Source organism: Sediminibacterium sp. GW821-FHT12F12, from assembly GCF_058806635.1.
On the sequence record NZ_JBXAPW010000012.1, the window covers coordinates 58,067 to 74,689 of the forward strand.

Sequence of the window (16,623 nt, forward strand, 5' to 3'; positions counted from 1 at the left end):
CCACAATTATTTGAAGGAATAAAGCGGGATGGCTTATTTTGTAAGCAAGCAATCGATACATGTACAGAATCTGGGTGGTGTTTTTATTGGCAGGGTTCGTTTCTTCACTGGAGGCGCAGGATAAAAACCGGCAGAAAACCCAGCTGGGCAGTCTGATAGGGAATGTGCTGGACCAGGTATCCGGCAAACCGCTTCCCTTTGCCAGCCTCCTTTTAACCCGGATCGATGCTACCGCTACGCCAACCCCTTTACTCGCAGATAAAAACGGTGGATTTGGTTTTGAAAGTCTTCCTTTCGGTTATTACCGTTTAAAAGTAGAATTGGTTGGTTTTGCCCAATATAACCTGGATAGCATTCATATATATGCAGAGAGAATAGATATTAATCTGGGCGATATTAAACTGAATGCTGCCGGTACCGCATTGAATGAAGTGATCGTATATGCGGAGAAACCTCTGGTAGAAAACCGCGACGGGAAAGTGGTGTACAATGTGGCCGAGAGTCCGCTCAGTAATGGCAGCAATGCTTCCGAAATGCTGCGTAACCTGCCATTGATGAATGCCAATCCGGATGGCACATTGTTGCTGCGCGGAAAAGAACCCCTGATTTTGATGGACGAAAAACCTGTTAATCTCAGTGGGCAACAATTAACCGAACTGCTGGAAAGTTTACCTGCCAATGTGGTAGAGAAAGTAGAAGTGATGCAGAACCCACCGCCGGAGTATGCCACGCATCCGGGCGGGGTGATCAATATCATTACCCGCAAGGGCAGGGTAGGTATTTATCAGAAAGTAAGCCTGAGTACAGGTTCCAGGGGCGAGGCCGGTGTATCGGGTTATGTAAGTTACCGAAGCAGTAAACTCAATATGAGTTCAAGTATAGGTTATGGTACTTCGCTCTCGCAAGGTAATTCATGGTCGCACCGGCAGAATATTTACCGCGATTCGGTGAACTATTTTTATTCGCAGTCTGCCTTCAATAATCGTAGCCGGCATCCCAATGCCCGTTTTCAGGCAGATTACGATTTTACTAAAAAAAGTACGATCAGTTTTGTATACCAGGGTAACCTGAACTATTACCATAACCGGAGCGATGTATTATATACTAACCGGGATAGTGTATTAAATGTTTACAAAGCCAGCTCGAGAAACAATGCGTATGATGGGGACGGGTATAATCACGGGTTCTCGGGTTCGTACCAGTGGAAGGGGAAAAATCCGGTAGAGCGTTTACAGGTGTATAGCGGTTACAACTTCAGCAAAAACGAAAACAACCGCGATTTTTACCAGCAGTTCCTGCAGTCGGATTTCCTGCCTACCGGACTGGATTCCACACAGGTACAACTGACCGATAATTATGTGCGTTCTTTTTACCTGAACAGTAATTATAACAAACCCATTAACGATACGGGCACCAGTTTTTTATCCATCGGCAGCTCCTATACTTCGCAGGTATATCATAATATGCTCAACACCAGTTTTCTGCGTAAGGCAGATCAGGTATTTGTACAGAATGCACTGCTGAGTAATGACTTTTATTTTCACCAATCAGTGTTTACGGTAAGGGCCGCTCTGATTATCGGGTTGCCGCATGATACCAAGCTGATCATGGGTGCCCAGGCAGAGAATACACAAACTGATTTCCGCTTTGTAAAAGGCAATGCCCCCAATGCCAATAACACCTATTGGAGAATACTGCCCAATCTTACTATCCGGAAAGAATTCAGTAAGGAGTTTAATCTGTCTTTTGTATTCCGCGAAACCATCCGTAGGCCGGGTATGAATGAGTTGAACCCCAGCGTGGATTTCAGTGATCCGTTTAATATCCGTTTTGGTAATCCATATATCCAGCCATCACTCACAGATAATTTTGACCTGAATTTCAGTTACTCTGCACGCAATTTCAACCTCAATACCTCACTGGGATATAACCGGGTAAAGAATGTGTTCAATTCTATCCGTACACTGGCAGATAGCGGTAAAACACAAACTACCTGGCAGAATATTTCTGATCAGGAAGAATACCAGGCCAGTATATGGAGTGGTATTACTATTGCACGGAAAATCCGGATCAGCATCAGTGGTGGTTATAATTACAACAAATACAGTGCAAGGGAAAAATTATTGTACCGCTATGTGGATGGAGGAAGCCTCTATGCTACATTCAACTACAGTTATTCGCCGGATAACCTGACCATGATCGAAGCCAATAACCGGTACACCAGTTTTGCCAGTCCGCAGGGTCGCTCGCGCAGTAATATCAATATGAGTCTGAGTGCACAAAGGAAGTTTTTCAATAAACGCATTACGGTTGGAGTAGCTGCCATTGATCCTTTCGGATTGCAGAAATATAATGGCTTTACCTACGGCAGTAATTTTACGATTGAAAGCTACAGTGCCAGCAATACCCGGAATTTCCGTTTAACGCTTAGCTACCAGTTAAGTAAAGTAATGGTACGAAGTAATCTCAACGATAAACAACGCAAGGAAGCACTGGATAAACTGCAACAGAAATAAAGGGAAATATGTTCTTATTGGGCAGCCTGCTGTTTGATGCGGCTCGCCAGCCAGCTGTTTTTAACCGGTACCATCCAGTCTGACAACAAAGCCGCTTTATCGGCTACCAGGTTATTGAAGTAGATGGTATCGGGCGTGATAAAGCCATTCTCCAGTGCATAATTTACCTGGGCCAGTGGAATGGTTTCGATCTTGTCTTTCACCACAAATGCCAGGTTCTGGCGGTTCAGCAGATCTACCTTAAATTCAGTTTGTATTTGCTGGATAAAGTGAACCGAACTATCGGTGCTGCAACCTCCCACACCCGTCACCGTTTCATCGGCCATCAGTACAATGAACTGTCCAAAGAGCAGATTGGCATAGGCTTTAACCGGGGCACCATGGCTTTTCCAACGGCCGGCAAATTCTTCCAGCATTTCTTCCAACTGTAAGGCTTCGCTGATCATAAACAGGCGGTTGCTCTGGTAAATCCATACCCGGGAGCGGGGGTGGAAATCTGCGGGAATCAGGTGCTGGAATTCGAAGTTCATACTGCAAAATTACTGCTTTTGTCAGAATTCTGTATCTCAGGTAGCAGCAGGCGGAAAGAAGGTGTTTTAAACCTATGTTTTCCGACCAAAACGCATAAAACTCAGGAAGGTTCCACTTAAGATAGCTGCAAACAGCCTGCCGGCAAGTGAAGCACCGGTAAAAAACTGGCCCCGGGTTTCGGGCGGTTCTTTGAGCAGCAGTGATAAAAGCCAGCTGATCAGCAGCGTAACCACAAACATGTATACGGTGATGGCCAGCCATTTTTTCCAGGTAAAATTTTTGCGGGAAAGCATAATAACGAATGATGTTTATTAAAGGAAGGATCCTGACGTTATTCCATACTCGCTGCAATCATTTCTGCCACATCCAGTACGGCCACTTCATTTTCTTTTTCGCGGTTCTTGACACCATCCGTCATCATGGTATTACAGAATGGACAGGCAGCCGCGATAAAAGCGGCACCGGTGGCCAGTGCTTCATCGGTACGTTCAATATTAATGCGTTTATCGCCGGGTTCATCTTCTTTGAACATCTGGGCGCCACCTGCACCACAACAGAGACCGTTGCTGCGGCAGCGCTTCATTTCTACCAGTTCGGCATCCAGTGCTTCCAGTACTTTACGTGGAGCTTCGTAAATATCATTGGCCCGACCCAGGTAACAGCTATCGTGGTAAGAGATTTTTTTGCCTTTGAAACTGCCACCTTCTTTCAGTTTTATTTTTCCTTCATCAATCAGTTGCTGCAGCAGGGTAGTGTGGTGAATTACTTCATAGAGGCCACCCAGTTCAGGATATTCGTTTTTCAGCGTATTGAAACAATGCGGACAGGTAGTCACGATCTTTTTTATACCATACCCATTCAGCACCTGTATGTTCTGGTAGGCCATCATCTGAAAAAGGAACTCATTACCCGCACGTCGGGCAGGATCGCCGGTGCAGGCTTCTTCTTTGCCGAGGATGGCATATTTATAACCCACTTTATCCAGGATGGTGGCAAATGCTTTGGTGATCTTTTGGGCACGCTGGTCAAAACTGCCGGCACAACCCACCCAGAAAAGAATATCCGGTGTTTCGCCGCTTGCCATCATCTCAGCCATGGTATTCACTTTCATATCCCAAAGTTTATACGAATGTACTGGAAAAACAAATAGCAGAAATGAACAGATGAACAGACGAACAAGGAACAGACGAGCTTTTTATAAACAGTAATAAACTGCCTTTCCGATCAACACTCCCTGATCTTGTTTTTCTAGGTGCTTTGTTTTATGATCGTCATTTTCTGTTCCTCTGTTCCTTGTTCGTCTGTTCGTCTGTTCTTCTGTTCCTCTGTTCCCGTTTCCTATTCTTATCGTACTTTTATTCCAATGGTCCACATTCTTTTCGTCGGTTTCCTGGTCAGTTTTCTCGGGCAGTTGCCTTTGGGAAACATGAGCTTTACTGCTACACAGATCTGTTTGCAGGAGGGGTTTAAAAAAGCATGGTTATATGCCGTAGGGGTGGCTATGGTAGAAATGATTTACCTGCGCTTTGCCCTAACCGGCATGGACTGGGTGGTGAAACACCGGGTGTGGTTTCTGGGATTGGGTTGGGTAACGGTGGTGATGTTCCTCGTATTGGGTGTGCTCGCATTCCTGGTGGCACAAAAACAGGAAACAGAAAAAAAAGCATTGCTGCTGAATAATAAACTAAACCGGTTTTTACTGGGACTGATGATGAGTGCCCTCAACCCTGTTCAGATTCCTTTCTGGTTTCTGTGGACATCCACTTTTATACAAACCAAAGTGCTGCCGGTAGCCGCCATCCCTTTTAATTTGTTCACAGTTGGGGCAGGTGTGGGAACGCTTTCCGGACTGGCTGTTTATATCCATGGTGGTAACTGGCTGGTAACCCGCATGAAAACCAGCAATAAAACGCTGAATAAAATCATGGGGATCGTTTTCTTTATTACTGCGTTGATACAGGTATACCGCATGATCTGGGAACCGTTTATTTAACAAAGATTATCTCTTTCATTTAATCAACGATCAATAACACACAACCTTCTTTAGAATAGGTTCTGTGTGCATCACTCTCATCGCCCACAGTATAGATCAGTCCTTTCTGAAGTAGATGTTTGCTGCCATTGGCCAGTTCGGTTTCCATGGCCCCTTCGATACAGTAAATAATATGTCCTTTGCTGCACCAATGGTCAGCAAGGTATTCCGGCGAATACGTTACCTGCCTGATCCTCACTTCATCCCGGAAAAAAGTTCTCCACTCAGCATATCCCGTAATACCCGGTTTGACCTCTGGAGTGATGTCTGCGAAGTCTGTGATGGAGAAAGGGAAAGGGGAGAATTTCATGGTATTTACTATTTGGGGTGTAATCTCTTTTGAACAGATGAACAGATGAACAAGGAACAGACGAACGCAGAACATAAAACCCAGAACTTATAACAAGGAACAGTTGATTCCGATCATCTGTTCCTTGTTCAATATTCATCTGTTCATCTGTTCATCTGTTCCTATCTCATCTCCACCGCCCATTGATCTCTGTCATCCGGAGAGAATTTCCAGGGGGCGAAATTGTTTTCGATATTGCTGAAAGTGCCGTTCCACTCCTGCGGGGCATTGCTTTCTTCCATAATGAGTGACCGCCGTAATTCGATGATGATATCGAGCGGGGAAATACTGACCGGACAGGCTTCCACACAGGCATTACAGGTGGTGCAGGCACGGAGTTCTTCCACACTGATATAATTGTGCAGCAGGGATTTATTATCGGCTACAAAAGTTTTGTGCTGGTTGATGTTTCTGCCTACTTCTTCCAGTCGGTCGCGGGTAGACATCATGATCTTTCTGGGACTTAACAGTTTGCCGGTCATATTAGCGGGGCAGGCAGTAGAGCAACGTCCGCACTCGGTACAGCTGTAAGCATCCAGCAGGTTTTTCCAGCTCAGTTCAAAAACATCTTTTGCACCAAAATGAGCGGGTGGGGCCGCATCGGCCGGGGCTGTTTCGGGTTGCATGGCGTATAATACTTCATTCTGCACAGCCGGCATATTTTTCATTTTGCCATTGGGTTCCAGGCGGGCATAGTAGGCATTGGGGAAAGCCAGCATAATATGCAGGTGTTTGGAATAAGGCAGGTAATTCAGGAAAGCAAAAATGCCGGCAATATGTAACCACCAGCAGCTTCGCTCCAGTACTACCAGACTGCTGTCGCTCATACCACTGAACAAGGGGCTGAGCCAGCCGGAAATATAAAAGGCACCGGTTGGCAAATAATGTTCGTTGCCTCTCGACTGTAATGTCTGATCAGCTGCATTCATGATCAGGAACAAAGACATCAGCACAATTTCTGTGAACAGGATATAGTTGGCATCTGATCTGGGCCAGCCATTCAGGTCTTTGCTCAGGAAGCGTTTTAGTTTGAGAAGGTTTCTTCTGCTCAGAAATACGACACAGACCAGTAAAACGCCCAGTGCCAGGAATTCGAAAGCATTGATAAGCCAGTTATACAAACCGCCGAGGAAAGGGGCGAAGAGGCGGTGCGTGCCCAGTATACCATCCAATACAATTTCTAACACTTCCAGGTTGATGATGATGAAACCGGCATAAATGATAAAGTGCATCACCGCTACCAGCGGGTTATGGAACATCTTCTTCTGACCCAGTGCGAGCAACAGCAGGTTTCTCCAGCGTTTGGCCGGCTGATCGGTCAGGTTTTCATCTTTACCCAACAGAATATTTCGTCTGATTTCGCCTGCTTTTTTGGCAAATAACCCAACTGCTACGGCCGAGAGGGCCAGAAACAGTATTTGCGGTAGATAATGCATAGAGATCGGTTATTTTGCTAAGATAAGATTTTGACCAGTTGGAAAGGGGATTGCGGGTTGTTTTATTGTTGTTACTTTTGATCATCAAACCCTTACTATGGCAACCAGGAACTATATCATGAGCCGTGAAGCCGCTGAACAGAAACTACACCGCATGGCGCTGGAACTGGCCGAAAACCTGAACGGTGATACAGAACCGGTGGTGCTGATCGGGATACGTAACAGCGGAACCGTGATTGCAGAAAAAACAGCGGCCCTGCTGAAGAACTATGTTTCCTGCGAGATCAAAGTGATTTCGCTCAGTATGGATAAACACCATCCCACCACCGTAACCCTCAGCGAAAATATACCGCTCGATAAAGTGCATGTGATCATCGCCGATGATGTAACCAACAGCGGCCGCACACTGCTGTATGCACTAAAACCCTTACTCGAATTTCACCCCAAAACTATCCAGACCCTGGTACTGGTTGAAAGGATGCACAAATTATTTCCTATCAAACCGGATTACGTTGGCTTATCGGTTGCCACTACTTTGCAGGAACATATCCAGGTGGAAGTAGCAGATGGGGAGTTGGTGGGAGCGTACGTAGAGTAATTAAAAATTAGAAATTAAAAATTAGAAATTAAAAATGGGATGGCGGGATGCCTCTCCGTATTCAATTGTTAATTGTTAATGTCTAATGCTTAATTAAAAATGCAGCCAGTTCCATTCAATCCCTTTTTTTGAAAAGCCGATGGAGGGGGCGGGAATTTTGATGGCGTTGAGGAGGAAGAAAGCGGTTTTAACGAGCTTACTTTTGGTTTTGATCCGGGTAAGGTCTATATCCGGAGAGAGGTACCATTGCCGGCGGCGGGGAATATCGGTTCGGTTGAAATAAACAGCACCGTTTTCATCTTTGGCCGTATTTTCTGTGCCGCCAAACATGCCGTCTGCCCCATATCCCACTGCTATATTTAACCATGCAGGTAAACCTGAATTTTTGAAGAATGATTTGAGATTGGCACTGGCCCAGTAGGTCTGGCCGTTATAATCTTTCAGCATACGCTCCCAACCCCGGCTACCGAAGAGGGTATTGGCGCGCTGGTTCAGTACAGGGTCTGTATAGGTATTCTGGTGAAAGGAGAATTTCAGGTGTATCCTTTGTTCGTTCCAGGCCAGTTCCTGGGCAATCAATAATCCGCTGCCGCTAAGGTTCGCAGCTATATCGCCGAGGCTAAAACCCCAGCCCGAAGAGTATCCATCCAGCACTTCAATCACCGTCATAAAAGCCGTACCACTCAGTCCGCCTATCCAGATTCGTTGTTTGCGGGGCAACCCGGCCCACCGCCATACTTCCACACTCATTCTGCCTGCAGTATAGGCACCAAATACATGGCCGGCTTTATCTACCTGCAGCCAGGTATTGTTATCGTTAAAAAAATGAAAGGATGTTTGCGGGTAATTCTCGTACCAGGCATGCGATAATTCTGCCAGCCCCAGCCCATAACCCACCACACTGGCACCGGCGGCCATGAAAATCCTTGTTGGATTCGGCTTACCATCGGGCACATCCTGCCTGCTTACCTGAACCGGCAAAGAATCCTGTGTAAAAGCAAACTTCATTGCCAGTAACAGTATGAGTAGGAGGAAAGGCTTCACTGCCTCAAACATACAGCACTAAATCCGGAGAGTTACTGCACAGTAGGTTGAAAATGCAAAAAATATTCATAAACTTGTCAGGTAAAAGAAAACAACACTTAAAACTTGCAAGTATGGATGCTGCCATTCAGGAAAGAATCAATGTCTGGGTTAACGGAAACTACGACCAGGCCACCAAAGATACCATTGCCCAACTACAGAAGGATAGTCCGGATGAACTGGCAGATGCTTTTTACCGGAACCTCGAATTCGGCACGGGTGGTTTACGCGGTATTATGGGTGTGGGTACCAACCGGATCAATAAATATACCATTGGCATGGCTACACAGGGTTTTGCCAATTATTTGAAGAAAACTTATGGCAGCGAAGAAATCAAAGTAGCCATTGCGCACGATAGCCGGAACAACAGCCGGTTTTTTGCCGAAACCACCGCCCATGTATTTGCCGCCAATGGCATCAAAGTATTCCTGTTCGAAGCCCTGCGCCCTACACCGGAACTCAGTTTCGCCATCCGTACCCTGGGCTGTAAAGCGGGTGTGGTATGTACCGCTTCGCATAATCCACGTGAATACAATGGTTACAAAGCATATTGGAATGATGGCGGACAATTGGTGCCGCCTCATGATAAAAATGTGATCATAGAAGTAGAAGCCATTACCAATGTGAACGACGTGAAATGGGAGGGAGGCAGTGCCAATATTACCCTGATCGGTAAAGACATGGACAATGCCTACATGGATATGGTGAAAGAACTGAGTGTATACCCCGATGTGATTGCCAAACAGCATGACCTGAAAATTGTATATACGCCCATTCATGGAACCGGTATTACACTGGTGCCCGAAGTGCTGAATCGTTTTGGCTTTACCAATGTAACTATTGTGGAAGAGCAGGCCACACCCGATGGTAATTTTCCAACGGTGAATTATCCCAATCCGGAAGAAAGTGAAACCATGAGTATTGGTTTGAGGAAAGCCAAAGAACTGGATGCGGATATTTTACTCGGCACCGATCCGGATGCAGACCGCGTAGGTATTGGTGTGAAAAATCACAAGGGCGAGTGGGTATTAATGAATGGTAACCAGACAGCGGTACTGGCTTTCAGCTATATGATGGAAGCGCGCAAAGCCAAAGGCATTGCACAGCCCAATGATATGGTGATCACTACCATCGTTACCACCGAAATGATCAACGAAGTGGCCAAACAGAATGATGTGGCCTGCTATAATGTACTCACCGGCTTTAAATGGATCGCTGAAAAGATCAAGGAGCTGGACGGACAGAAGAATTATGTAATCGGCGGAGAAGAAAGTTTTGGTTTGATGATCGGTAACCAGATCCGCGATAAAGATGCCGTTAGTGCCGTGGCCCTGATGTGCGAAATGGCTGCCTACGAAAAGAACCAGGGGAAAACCCTGTTTGATAAGATGATTGAACTCTATATCAAATATGGTTTTTATTACGAGAACCTGATCAGCATCACCAAAAAGGGAATGAACGGCCAGAAAGAAATTGCTGAGATGATGGAAAGCTACCGCAATAACCCTCCTAAAACCATTGCAGGTGCACAGGTGGCTACGCTGCTCGATTATGAATTGCAGAAAGGGACCAATCTCGTTACCGGCGAAACCTGGACGATCGCACTTCCCAAAAGTAATGTGCTGCAGTTTGTAACAGCCGACGGAACCAAGATCTCTGCCCGCCCATCCGGTACGGAACCCAAGATCAAATTCTACTTCAGTGTCAATACCAGGCTGGCGCGGAAAGAGGATTTCGATACTGTGTATGCTTCGCTGGAAAATAAGATCAAAGACATTATCACAGATATGAATCTGAAATAAGGAACATTCTGATTGCCACCGGTTTGCTGCTGTAGCTGCTAACCGGTGGCTTTTTTATCCGGTATTGTGCAGTTGCTGTTTATACGATCTTTTACCGTTCAATGATTACATCCGAAAAACTACCCTCTGTCACCACTACTTCTTCTGTTTTATTTCCTAACCGGTCGAACAAAAAATAGGTAAACGAAAAGCTTCCCTTCAGATAGGAGCGGGCATCCTGTTGTACGGATAATTGCCCATTCTGAAAATAATGAAACCGCCCGCTCGTAGAATTGGGTGTGGTTTTCCACTCAATAAAATTCCCGTTGAACTGTGTAGTCAGCTGGTGACTGGCCGATTGCGCACCGCTAACGGTAAAATCAGGGATCACAAACCTGATCATGATGCTGCTATCGTTGGTGATGTATTCTTTTCCTTCAATATACAGATCAAAACTACCGTTGGCTTTTTTGACAGACTGAGCCGTAACCGGACTCATGAAACGCACCTGTTTGCCATTTACGCTGGCGGTGAAACGGGGGTTATTCAAAGGCCCATTGGTCTCTTTTGAACAGGAGAAAACGAAAAGTAACAAGCAGGCTGCCAGAAATAAGTGTATTGGTTTTTTCATGGTTGCAATTTGGAAGCAGATAAAATCCGGCTCATCGGGATTCTGTATAACCGGTAAAAACTATTTCTGAATGGTATGAGGGTAATCCGGGTTGCAGCATTTCAGGTGGCCTGTGGGGGATGGAACCGGTAATTTATCCGGAAGAGCCGGGACGGTTCTGAATAACTTATGCCTGTTTTTTTCTTTTTACACCACTATCTTATCTGTATGGGCTCTTATTTCTTAGCTGTATATTCGCTATGCTATGAGAAAGTATGAGGATACCTACCAGCACAAAGGACTGCGTAAAAAGCTGGTCGACCTGTTGAAAGAAAAAGGCATTACAGACGAATCGGTGCTGGATGCCATTAATACCATACCCCGCCATTATTTCCTGGATTCTGCTTTTGATAAGATAGCCTACGAGGACCGTGCTTTTGAAATTGCAGCAGGTCAAACTATTTCACAGCCTTATACAGTTGCTTACCAAAGCCAGCTCCTGCAGATCAAAAGAGGCGATAAAGTACTGGAGATTGGTACCGGTAGTGTTTACCAGGCAACCATCCTGGCCGAAATGGGGGCGAGGGTGTATACCATTGAGCGCCAAAAAAAATTATACGACCTGCAGAAAGAATATTATTTCCGGAATAAATATCCCAACATCAAATTCTTTTTCGGGGATGGTTTTGAAGGCTTGCCCACTTTTGCGCCTTTTGATAAAGTAATCATAACTGCAGCGGCACCTTTTATTCCTCCTAAACTGGTTCAGCAATTAAAAACCGGGGGACTGATGGTGATTCCGGTAGATGAAGGTGGTTCACAACGAATGCTGCGCTTAACCAAACAGGCTGATGGTTCGGTTACCGAAGAGGCTTTTGAACAATTCTCTTTTGTACCCATGCTTACCGGTAAAAACCGGTAATTTTTTATGGCCTGTTACCCGCAGGTATCAATTCCGCTATCTATGCAAAAGCAAAGGTCGATAACGGTACTTCCTTATATTGTGGCCGCGCAGTTTGCCTGCACTTCTGTATGGTTTGCCGGAAATGCGGTGATTGCTGATATCATCCGCCAATTCGGTCTTTCTGCCGATGCATTGGGTCATCTGGTAGCAGCTGTACAACTGGGTTTTATCACCGGCACCTTGTTGTTCGCCATTTTTACCGTGTCTGACCGGTTTTCCCCTTCCCGTGTTTTTTTTACCTGTGCCATGGCTGCAGCGCTGACCAATCTGTCTGTTTTTGTGGCCGATAGATTTTCGCTGTTGCTGATGGCCCGTTTTACGACCGGTTTTTTTCTCGCAGGTATTTACCCGGTGGGCATGAAGATCGCAGCCGATTATCACAAAGAAGGGTTGGGCAAAGCATTGGGCTGGCTGGTAGGTGCATTGGTGTTGGGAACTGCTTTTCCGCACTTTGTTCATGTGTATACAAGCAGTTTTTCCTGGAAAGCAGTGATGATTGTGAGTTCCCTCTTGTCAGTAATGGGTGGAATGACAATTCTGTTTTTTGTACCCGATGGCCCACACCGCAGCAGGAGTAACGGGTTTGATCCATCTGTACTCCGGCGGATCTTCCGAAACGGACTATTCCGGTCGGCCGCTTTTGGGTATTTCGGGCATATGTGGGAACTCTATACTTTCTGGGCCTTTGTACCATCCATTCTCTATACCTATTTCGATCAGTATGCCAGTACCGGGCAATCAGTATCGATGCTCTCTTTTTGTATCATCAGTGCAGGTGCTATAGCCTGCGTAGGAGGTGGCTATCTTTCGCGCCGTATCGGAAGTGCCCGAACTGCTTCTCTGGCCCTGGTAATCTCAGCTGCTTGCTGTTTACTTTCGCCGCTGTTCTTTCATTTTTCTTTTCCTGTATTCTGTTTGTTTTTAGTGATATGGGGGATGTCGGTGGTAGCCGATTCGCCGCAGTTCTCCACGCTGGTAGCACAAGCCATCCCCGCCGAAATCAGGGGAACCGCTTTAACCATCACCAATTCTATCGGTTTTGCCATCACCATCTGCAGCATCGAAACCATCAATTACCTCCGCCCTTACATCGCCCCCCGGAACCTGTACCTCATCCTCGCCATCGGCCCCATACTCGGCCTCCTGGCCATGAAAAAACAATTGCAAAAAAGAGAGTAATCCTGAAGTGAATACCGTCAAAAAAGAAGCCGTCCTGCAAGAACGGCTTCTCTGTATTCAATTATTAATTGTTAATTTCTGATTGCTAATTAACTTACTGCTGCATCATCTCCATGCCACCACCTTGCTCTGCTTTCGTATTTTTACGTTTGAACAGGGTTGCATCAAATTTACCAAAGCGGTAACTGAAGTTAAGACGCAATACCTGCTGGTCTCTTCTTCTTTCGCTGTTTTGGGTAAAGAAAGTACTTTCTGAATAGGTTTTGAACACCTGTGTACGGAACACATCATTCATACTCAGTGTTAAGGAACCGCTTTGTCCGTTTTTCCAGGTCCAGTCTTTACGCACTGCCAGGTCAAATCCATAACGGGGAAGGTTATACCCCTGAGAGGTAGATTGCGGGCCACCCCACATCATTCCGCCACCACCACGGCCGCCACCGCCTGAATTAGGAGGTAACACCGATTTTGCCTGGTAGTCGCCGCTGAACTGGATAGACCAACCTTTGCCGGCTTTGAAGTTGTTATTCATTTTACCAAACCAGCTAACCAGTGAATTGCTCAGGCTCTGACCAGGCACGGTGGCGTTGATCTTTGAGTTGAAGAGATTCACATTCACGGTAAAATCCCACCACTTGGTCAATGCCATTTTGTTGGTCAGTTCAAGACCATAAGAATAACTATAATCAGCATTGATATAGGTATTGAAGAAAGCACTATCGCCGCTAACCAAACCATTCTTATCCCTGTACACATACCGGGTAATCAGGTCTGTGGTATGTTTGAAGAAAGCCGTAGCGAGGAAATTAGCTCCACGGGTATAGGCGTTGTTATAAGAAACCTCGAATGAGTTGGTGAACTCCGGCTTCAGACCCGCATTACCGATATTGATATTCTGTGGATCAGAATAATCAGGGAAAGGCATCAGCTGGAAAAAGTTAGGACGGTTTACACGACGTGAATAGTTTAACTGCAGATCCTGCTTATCATCCATCTTATACGTAACAAACGCACTTGGGAACAGACTCAGCGGGTAGTTCACTTTAAAAGTGGCAGAATCCTGACCTTTTGCATTCAGTAAAGTACCGGTGTAAGTAGAACTTTCTGCACGCAGGCCTAACTGGTAACTCCATTTTTTTACTTTGAAGCTATAAGTGGTGTATGCCGCAGATACCTGGTCGTAAAATTTATATTTGTTACTGATACCCGGCACCAGTGTATAAGCACTGCTGCTGTAATCATACCGGTACTGATCGCTCATGTTGCTGAAATCTCGGATAGCGGTTCTCACACCTGCTTCCAGTTTACTGTCATCACTCAGCGGATTCTCATAGTCAGCCTGTAAAATATAGTTCTTGGTAGAACCGCCGCCGATGGTTTTCTGCAACAAAGCCTGTCCTTTGGTAGAACCATTACTGTTATAAGTTTGGGTACTTATATTGGCATTGTTATCGTTGTTGCTGGAGTTATAGTTGAAGTCGGCAGAAATATTATGCCCACTCTTGGTAAAATTGTGTTTAAAACTTACCTGTGTTCCCATATTCCGCATCATCGCATTGCTGGTCGTATTGATTTGGTTATAGGAGCTGAACACCGATTTGATGGTTGAATCTACTTTCTGCGTTTGCTCGTTATCAAACTGACCGCGCATAAAGTTTCCGGCAATCGAGATCGTATTACGGTTATCGATCAGAAAATCCAGACCGGCCCGGCCAAAACCAAAATAGCCGGTATTTACACCATGACTGGTATTATACACAGAACTGGGCGTAAACAACAGGTTGGTTCTGTCGGTAATACCATCAGAAATGGATTTACGCTCATTAAAGTTGGCACTCAGTGAAAAATTGATCTTGTTCTGACGCAGGTTCAGATCGCCACCCAGGTTTAATTTACCACGTGAGTCGATACCGGTTCTGATGCCACCGTTATAACCGGTCTTTTTATTCTTCTTCAGTACAATATTCAGAATACCCGCATTTCCGCCGGAAGCATCAAACTTGGCAGAAGGGTTGGTAATCAGTTCCACTTTGTCGATGATATCGGCAGGGATCTGGTCAAGGGTAAGGGTAGTGGGACGGTTATCGATGAACAGGGTAGGACTGGCATTCCGCATGGTAACATTCCCATCAATATCCACATTCAGCGAAGGAATGCTTTTCATGATCTCGGTAGCGGTTTGGCCGGAGCTAACCAGGTTCTTGTCTACGTTAAAGATCTTACGATCAATACCCAGTTCCAGTAAAGGTTTGGCAGAAGAAGTAACGGTTACGTTCCCAAGGTTGGTAGCGTCTTCTTCCATTTTAATATTGCCCAGGTCCTTATCGGCCATGGCTAAGATTTGCTGCATATTACCACCGGCAGCATTGGCGGCACCGGGCTGGGGCATTTTAATACCAAAAGTCAGGGTTTTTTCCAGTGCTTTATACCCTAATGCACTGGCTTTCATTTTAAAATTGCCAAAAACAGGAAGATTTTCAAAGTTGAAATCACCATTAGCCTTGGTGATCTGGGTGCTGAGGATGGCTTCTTTCATTTTTTTGGTAACTGTATCAAACTTGTTGCCGATCAGCTGTACCGTTACAGATTCGAGGCCCTTGTTGGTCTTACTGTCTACCAGTTTGCCAAAAAAATGGCCAATATTCATGCTTTGTGCACCTCCGCCACCGGCACGCATGCCTCCGGGCATCTGGGCAAAAGCCGACAGAATAAACAGGTTAAGGATACCAACTACTAATAATTTTCTCATGATGTTGTATGTATTATATAATGCAAAGTTGCGATGCAATAGGGGCAGCCCCTTTTTTCATTACACCAGCGGTAATAAGACAATTTTGAATGGACAAAGTTGAAACATAGGGGGTAGAAATGCCTATATTGTCGGTGATTACCCCTTTTAATCGGTCATTCCTATAAAGAGGTCAGCAGAATTTGCAATAAACCGATCAGAAATCCGAGTACACCGCCAATGATTTCCACAAAGCGGAATTCTTTGGCCATGATGCTGTTGAGGATCTGCTCCAGCTTGTCTGAAGAAAAACCAGCCACTTTTTCAATCACGATCTGCTCCAGATCCAGCTGCTCCTGCAGGCTACCCATGTATTTCTGCATGATGATGGGGAATAGGGTTTCCAGCTCGGCCATAAACACCGATTTCAGCTCATTAATGGTCTTATCACCAATAAACATGCTGATTACCGGCATCTGCTCGGCCAGTTTTACCCGTAAAAACTGGTCAATATGCCCTTCTACATGCGGCATGATCTTTTTCAGGTTGTCCGGATGGGTGATTTTAGTTTCTATGTCGCTGAAAGACAATAACTCCGAACTAACCAGTTTTCCCAGTTTTTCAGCAAACTGTCTTTGTCTTTTCGGGAAAATACCATGCAGGGTAAACCAGAGGATTTTTTTGGGCTCTCTGGGATGAAACAACATCTTGATCGCGATCCAGTTGGTGAACCAGCCGATAAAAGCCGAGATCAGGGGCAACAGTAACAAGCCATAGCTCATGTCATAAAATTTAAAAACCTATTCCGCTTTCAAG

General features: G+C 45.5%; 15 protein-coding genes. 6 read left to right on the plus strand and 9 right to left on the minus strand.

All coding sequences use genetic code 11. The annotated features are described in order from the left end of the window. The first annotated feature begins 59 nt into the window (after positions 1-59). On the plus strand, positions 60-2,516 hold the full coding sequence (locus AC1RNB_RS15225; RefSeq protein ID WP_493084183.1) for a TonB-dependent receptor domain-containing protein: 2,457 nt from the start codon (positions 60-62) through the stop codon (positions 2,514-2,516). Positions 2,517-2,530: 14 nt separating this feature from the next. Here the strand turns inward: AC1RNB_RS15225 and AC1RNB_RS15230 are convergent, their stop codons facing one another. The 3 genes from AC1RNB_RS15230 to AC1RNB_RS15240 form a co-directional block, all read right to left on the minus strand. Next, on the minus strand, positions 2,531-3,046 hold the full coding sequence (locus AC1RNB_RS15230; RefSeq protein ID WP_493084185.1) for a hypothetical protein: 516 nt from the start codon (positions 3,044-3,046) through the stop codon (positions 2,531-2,533). Between the two features lie 72 nt (positions 3,047-3,118). Then, positions 3,119-3,340 carry a hypothetical protein gene (locus AC1RNB_RS15235; protein ID WP_493084186.1) on the minus strand — a complete coding sequence of 74 codons (222 nt, stop codon included), beginning with the start codon at positions 3,338-3,340 and terminating at the stop codon, positions 3,119-3,121. 38 nt (positions 3,341-3,378) lie between these two features. Beyond that, entirely contained in the window at positions 3,379-4,158 is a 780-nt protein-coding gene (locus AC1RNB_RS15240; RefSeq protein WP_493084188.1) for a (Fe-S)-binding protein, read from the minus strand. A gap of 252 nt (positions 4,159-4,410) precedes the next feature. Between AC1RNB_RS15240 and AC1RNB_RS15245 the strand changes: the two genes are divergently transcribed. Next, positions 4,411-5,040, plus strand: a complete 630-nt coding sequence (locus AC1RNB_RS15245; RefSeq protein ID WP_493084190.1) for a LysE family translocator — start codon at positions 4,411-4,413, stop codon at positions 5,038-5,040. A 19-nt stretch (positions 5,041-5,059) separates the two neighbouring features. Here AC1RNB_RS15245 and AC1RNB_RS15250 read toward each other — a convergent pair whose 3' ends face one another. Both AC1RNB_RS15250 and AC1RNB_RS15255 read right to left on the minus strand, forming a co-directional pair. Beyond that, positions 5,060-5,389 (minus strand): DHCW motif cupin fold protein, encoded by a 330-nt coding sequence (locus AC1RNB_RS15250; protein ID WP_493084191.1) that lies wholly within the window; start codon positions 5,387-5,389, stop codon positions 5,060-5,062. A gap of 161 nt (positions 5,390-5,550) precedes the next feature. Then, positions 5,551-6,864: a 4Fe-4S dicluster domain-containing protein gene (locus tag AC1RNB_RS15255; RefSeq protein ID WP_493084193.1), complete on the minus strand. Its 1,314-nt coding sequence runs from the start codon at positions 6,862-6,864 to the stop codon at positions 5,551-5,553. Between the two features lie 97 nt (positions 6,865-6,961). Between AC1RNB_RS15255 and AC1RNB_RS15260 the strand changes: the two genes are divergently transcribed. Beyond that, entirely contained in the window at positions 6,962-7,462 is a 501-nt protein-coding gene (locus tag AC1RNB_RS15260) for a phosphoribosyltransferase family protein (RefSeq protein WP_493084195.1), read from the plus strand. Between the two features lie 93 nt (positions 7,463-7,555). On the opposite strand, the gene AC1RNB_RS15265 is transcribed toward AC1RNB_RS15260, so the two are convergent. Beyond that, positions 7,556-8,518: a DUF2279 domain-containing protein gene (locus AC1RNB_RS15265; protein ID WP_493084196.1), complete on the minus strand. Its 963-nt coding sequence runs from the start codon at positions 8,516-8,518 to the stop codon at positions 7,556-7,558. 101 nt (positions 8,519-8,619) lie between these two features. On the opposite strand from AC1RNB_RS15265, the gene AC1RNB_RS15270 reads away from it, so the two are divergent. Continuing rightward, positions 8,620-10,347: a phospho-sugar mutase gene (locus AC1RNB_RS15270; RefSeq protein WP_493084198.1), complete on the plus strand. Its 1,728-nt coding sequence runs from the start codon at positions 8,620-8,622 to the stop codon at positions 10,345-10,347. A 91-nt stretch (positions 10,348-10,438) separates the two neighbouring features. Here the strand turns inward: AC1RNB_RS15270 and AC1RNB_RS15275 are convergent, their stop codons facing one another. Then, entirely contained in the window at positions 10,439-10,957 is a 519-nt protein-coding gene (locus AC1RNB_RS15275) for a hypothetical protein (RefSeq protein WP_493084200.1), read from the minus strand. A gap of 244 nt (positions 10,958-11,201) precedes the next feature. Here AC1RNB_RS15275 and AC1RNB_RS15280 point away from each other — a divergent pair, with 244 nt between their 5' ends. Then, positions 11,202-11,858: a protein-L-isoaspartate(D-aspartate) O-methyltransferase gene (locus AC1RNB_RS15280; RefSeq protein ID WP_493084201.1), complete on the plus strand. Its 657-nt coding sequence runs from the start codon at positions 11,202-11,204 to the stop codon at positions 11,856-11,858. A 42-nt stretch (positions 11,859-11,900) separates the two neighbouring features. Further along, positions 11,901-13,079 (plus strand): MFS transporter, encoded by a 1,179-nt coding sequence (locus tag AC1RNB_RS15285; protein ID WP_493084203.1) that lies wholly within the window; start codon positions 11,901-11,903, stop codon positions 13,077-13,079. A 94-nt stretch (positions 13,080-13,173) separates the two neighbouring features. Here the strand turns inward: AC1RNB_RS15285 and AC1RNB_RS15290 are convergent, their stop codons facing one another. Then, a complete protein-coding gene (locus tag AC1RNB_RS15290) occupies positions 13,174-15,828 on the minus strand; it encodes a TonB-dependent receptor (protein ID WP_493084205.1) in 2,655 nt (884 codons plus the stop codon). Between the two features lie 161 nt (positions 15,829-15,989). After that, a complete protein-coding gene (locus AC1RNB_RS15295) occupies positions 15,990-16,589 on the minus strand; it encodes a DUF445 domain-containing protein (protein ID WP_493084207.1) in 600 nt (199 codons plus the stop codon). Between the last annotated feature and the right edge of the window lie 34 nt (positions 16,590-16,623).

Bases quoted from the DNA above. Each gene is read 5' to 3' on its own strand.
- AC1RNB_RS15240 (WP_493084188.1), bottom strand. From the start codon at position 4,158: ATGAAAGTGAATACCATGGCTGAGATGATGGCAAGCGGCGAAACACCG.
- AC1RNB_RS15230 (WP_493084185.1), bottom strand. From the start codon at position 3,046: ATGAACTTCGAATTCCAGCACCTGATTCCCGCAGATTTCCACCCCCGC.
- AC1RNB_RS15295 (WP_493084207.1), bottom strand. From the start codon at position 16,589: ATGAGCTATGGCTTGTTACTGTTGCCCCTGATCTCGGCTTTTATCGGC.
- AC1RNB_RS15235 (WP_493084186.1), bottom strand. From the start codon at position 3,340: ATGCTTTCCCGCAAAAATTTTACCTGGAAAAAATGGCTGGCCATCACC.
- AC1RNB_RS15255 (WP_493084193.1), bottom strand. From the start codon at position 6,864: ATGCATTATCTACCGCAAATACTGTTTCTGGCCCTCTCGGCCGTAGCA.
- AC1RNB_RS15260 (WP_493084195.1), top strand. From the start codon at position 6,962: ATGGCAACCAGGAACTATATCATGAGCCGTGAAGCCGCTGAACAGAAA.
- AC1RNB_RS15250 (WP_493084191.1), bottom strand. From the start codon at position 5,389: ATGAAATTCTCCCCTTTCCCTTTCTCCATCACAGACTTCGCAGACATC.
- AC1RNB_RS15290 (WP_493084205.1), bottom strand. From the start codon at position 15,828: ATGAGAAAATTATTAGTAGTTGGTATCCTTAACCTGTTTATTCTGTCG.
- AC1RNB_RS15275 (WP_493084200.1), bottom strand. From the start codon at position 10,957: ATGAAAAAACCAATACACTTATTTCTGGCAGCCTGCTTGTTACTTTTC.
- AC1RNB_RS15285 (WP_493084203.1), top strand. From the start codon at position 11,901: ATGCAAAAGCAAAGGTCGATAACGGTACTTCCTTATATTGTGGCCGCG.
- AC1RNB_RS15265 (WP_493084196.1), bottom strand. From the start codon at position 8,518: ATGTTTGAGGCAGTGAAGCCTTTCCTCCTACTCATACTGTTACTGGCA.
- AC1RNB_RS15225 (WP_493084183.1), top strand. From the start codon at position 60: ATGTACAGAATCTGGGTGGTGTTTTTATTGGCAGGGTTCGTTTCTTCA.
- AC1RNB_RS15280 (WP_493084201.1), top strand. From the start codon at position 11,202: ATGAGAAAGTATGAGGATACCTACCAGCACAAAGGACTGCGTAAAAAG.
- AC1RNB_RS15270 (WP_493084198.1), top strand. From the start codon at position 8,620: ATGGATGCTGCCATTCAGGAAAGAATCAATGTCTGGGTTAACGGAAAC.
- AC1RNB_RS15245 (WP_493084190.1), top strand. From the start codon at position 4,411: ATGGTCCACATTCTTTTCGTCGGTTTCCTGGTCAGTTTTCTCGGGCAG.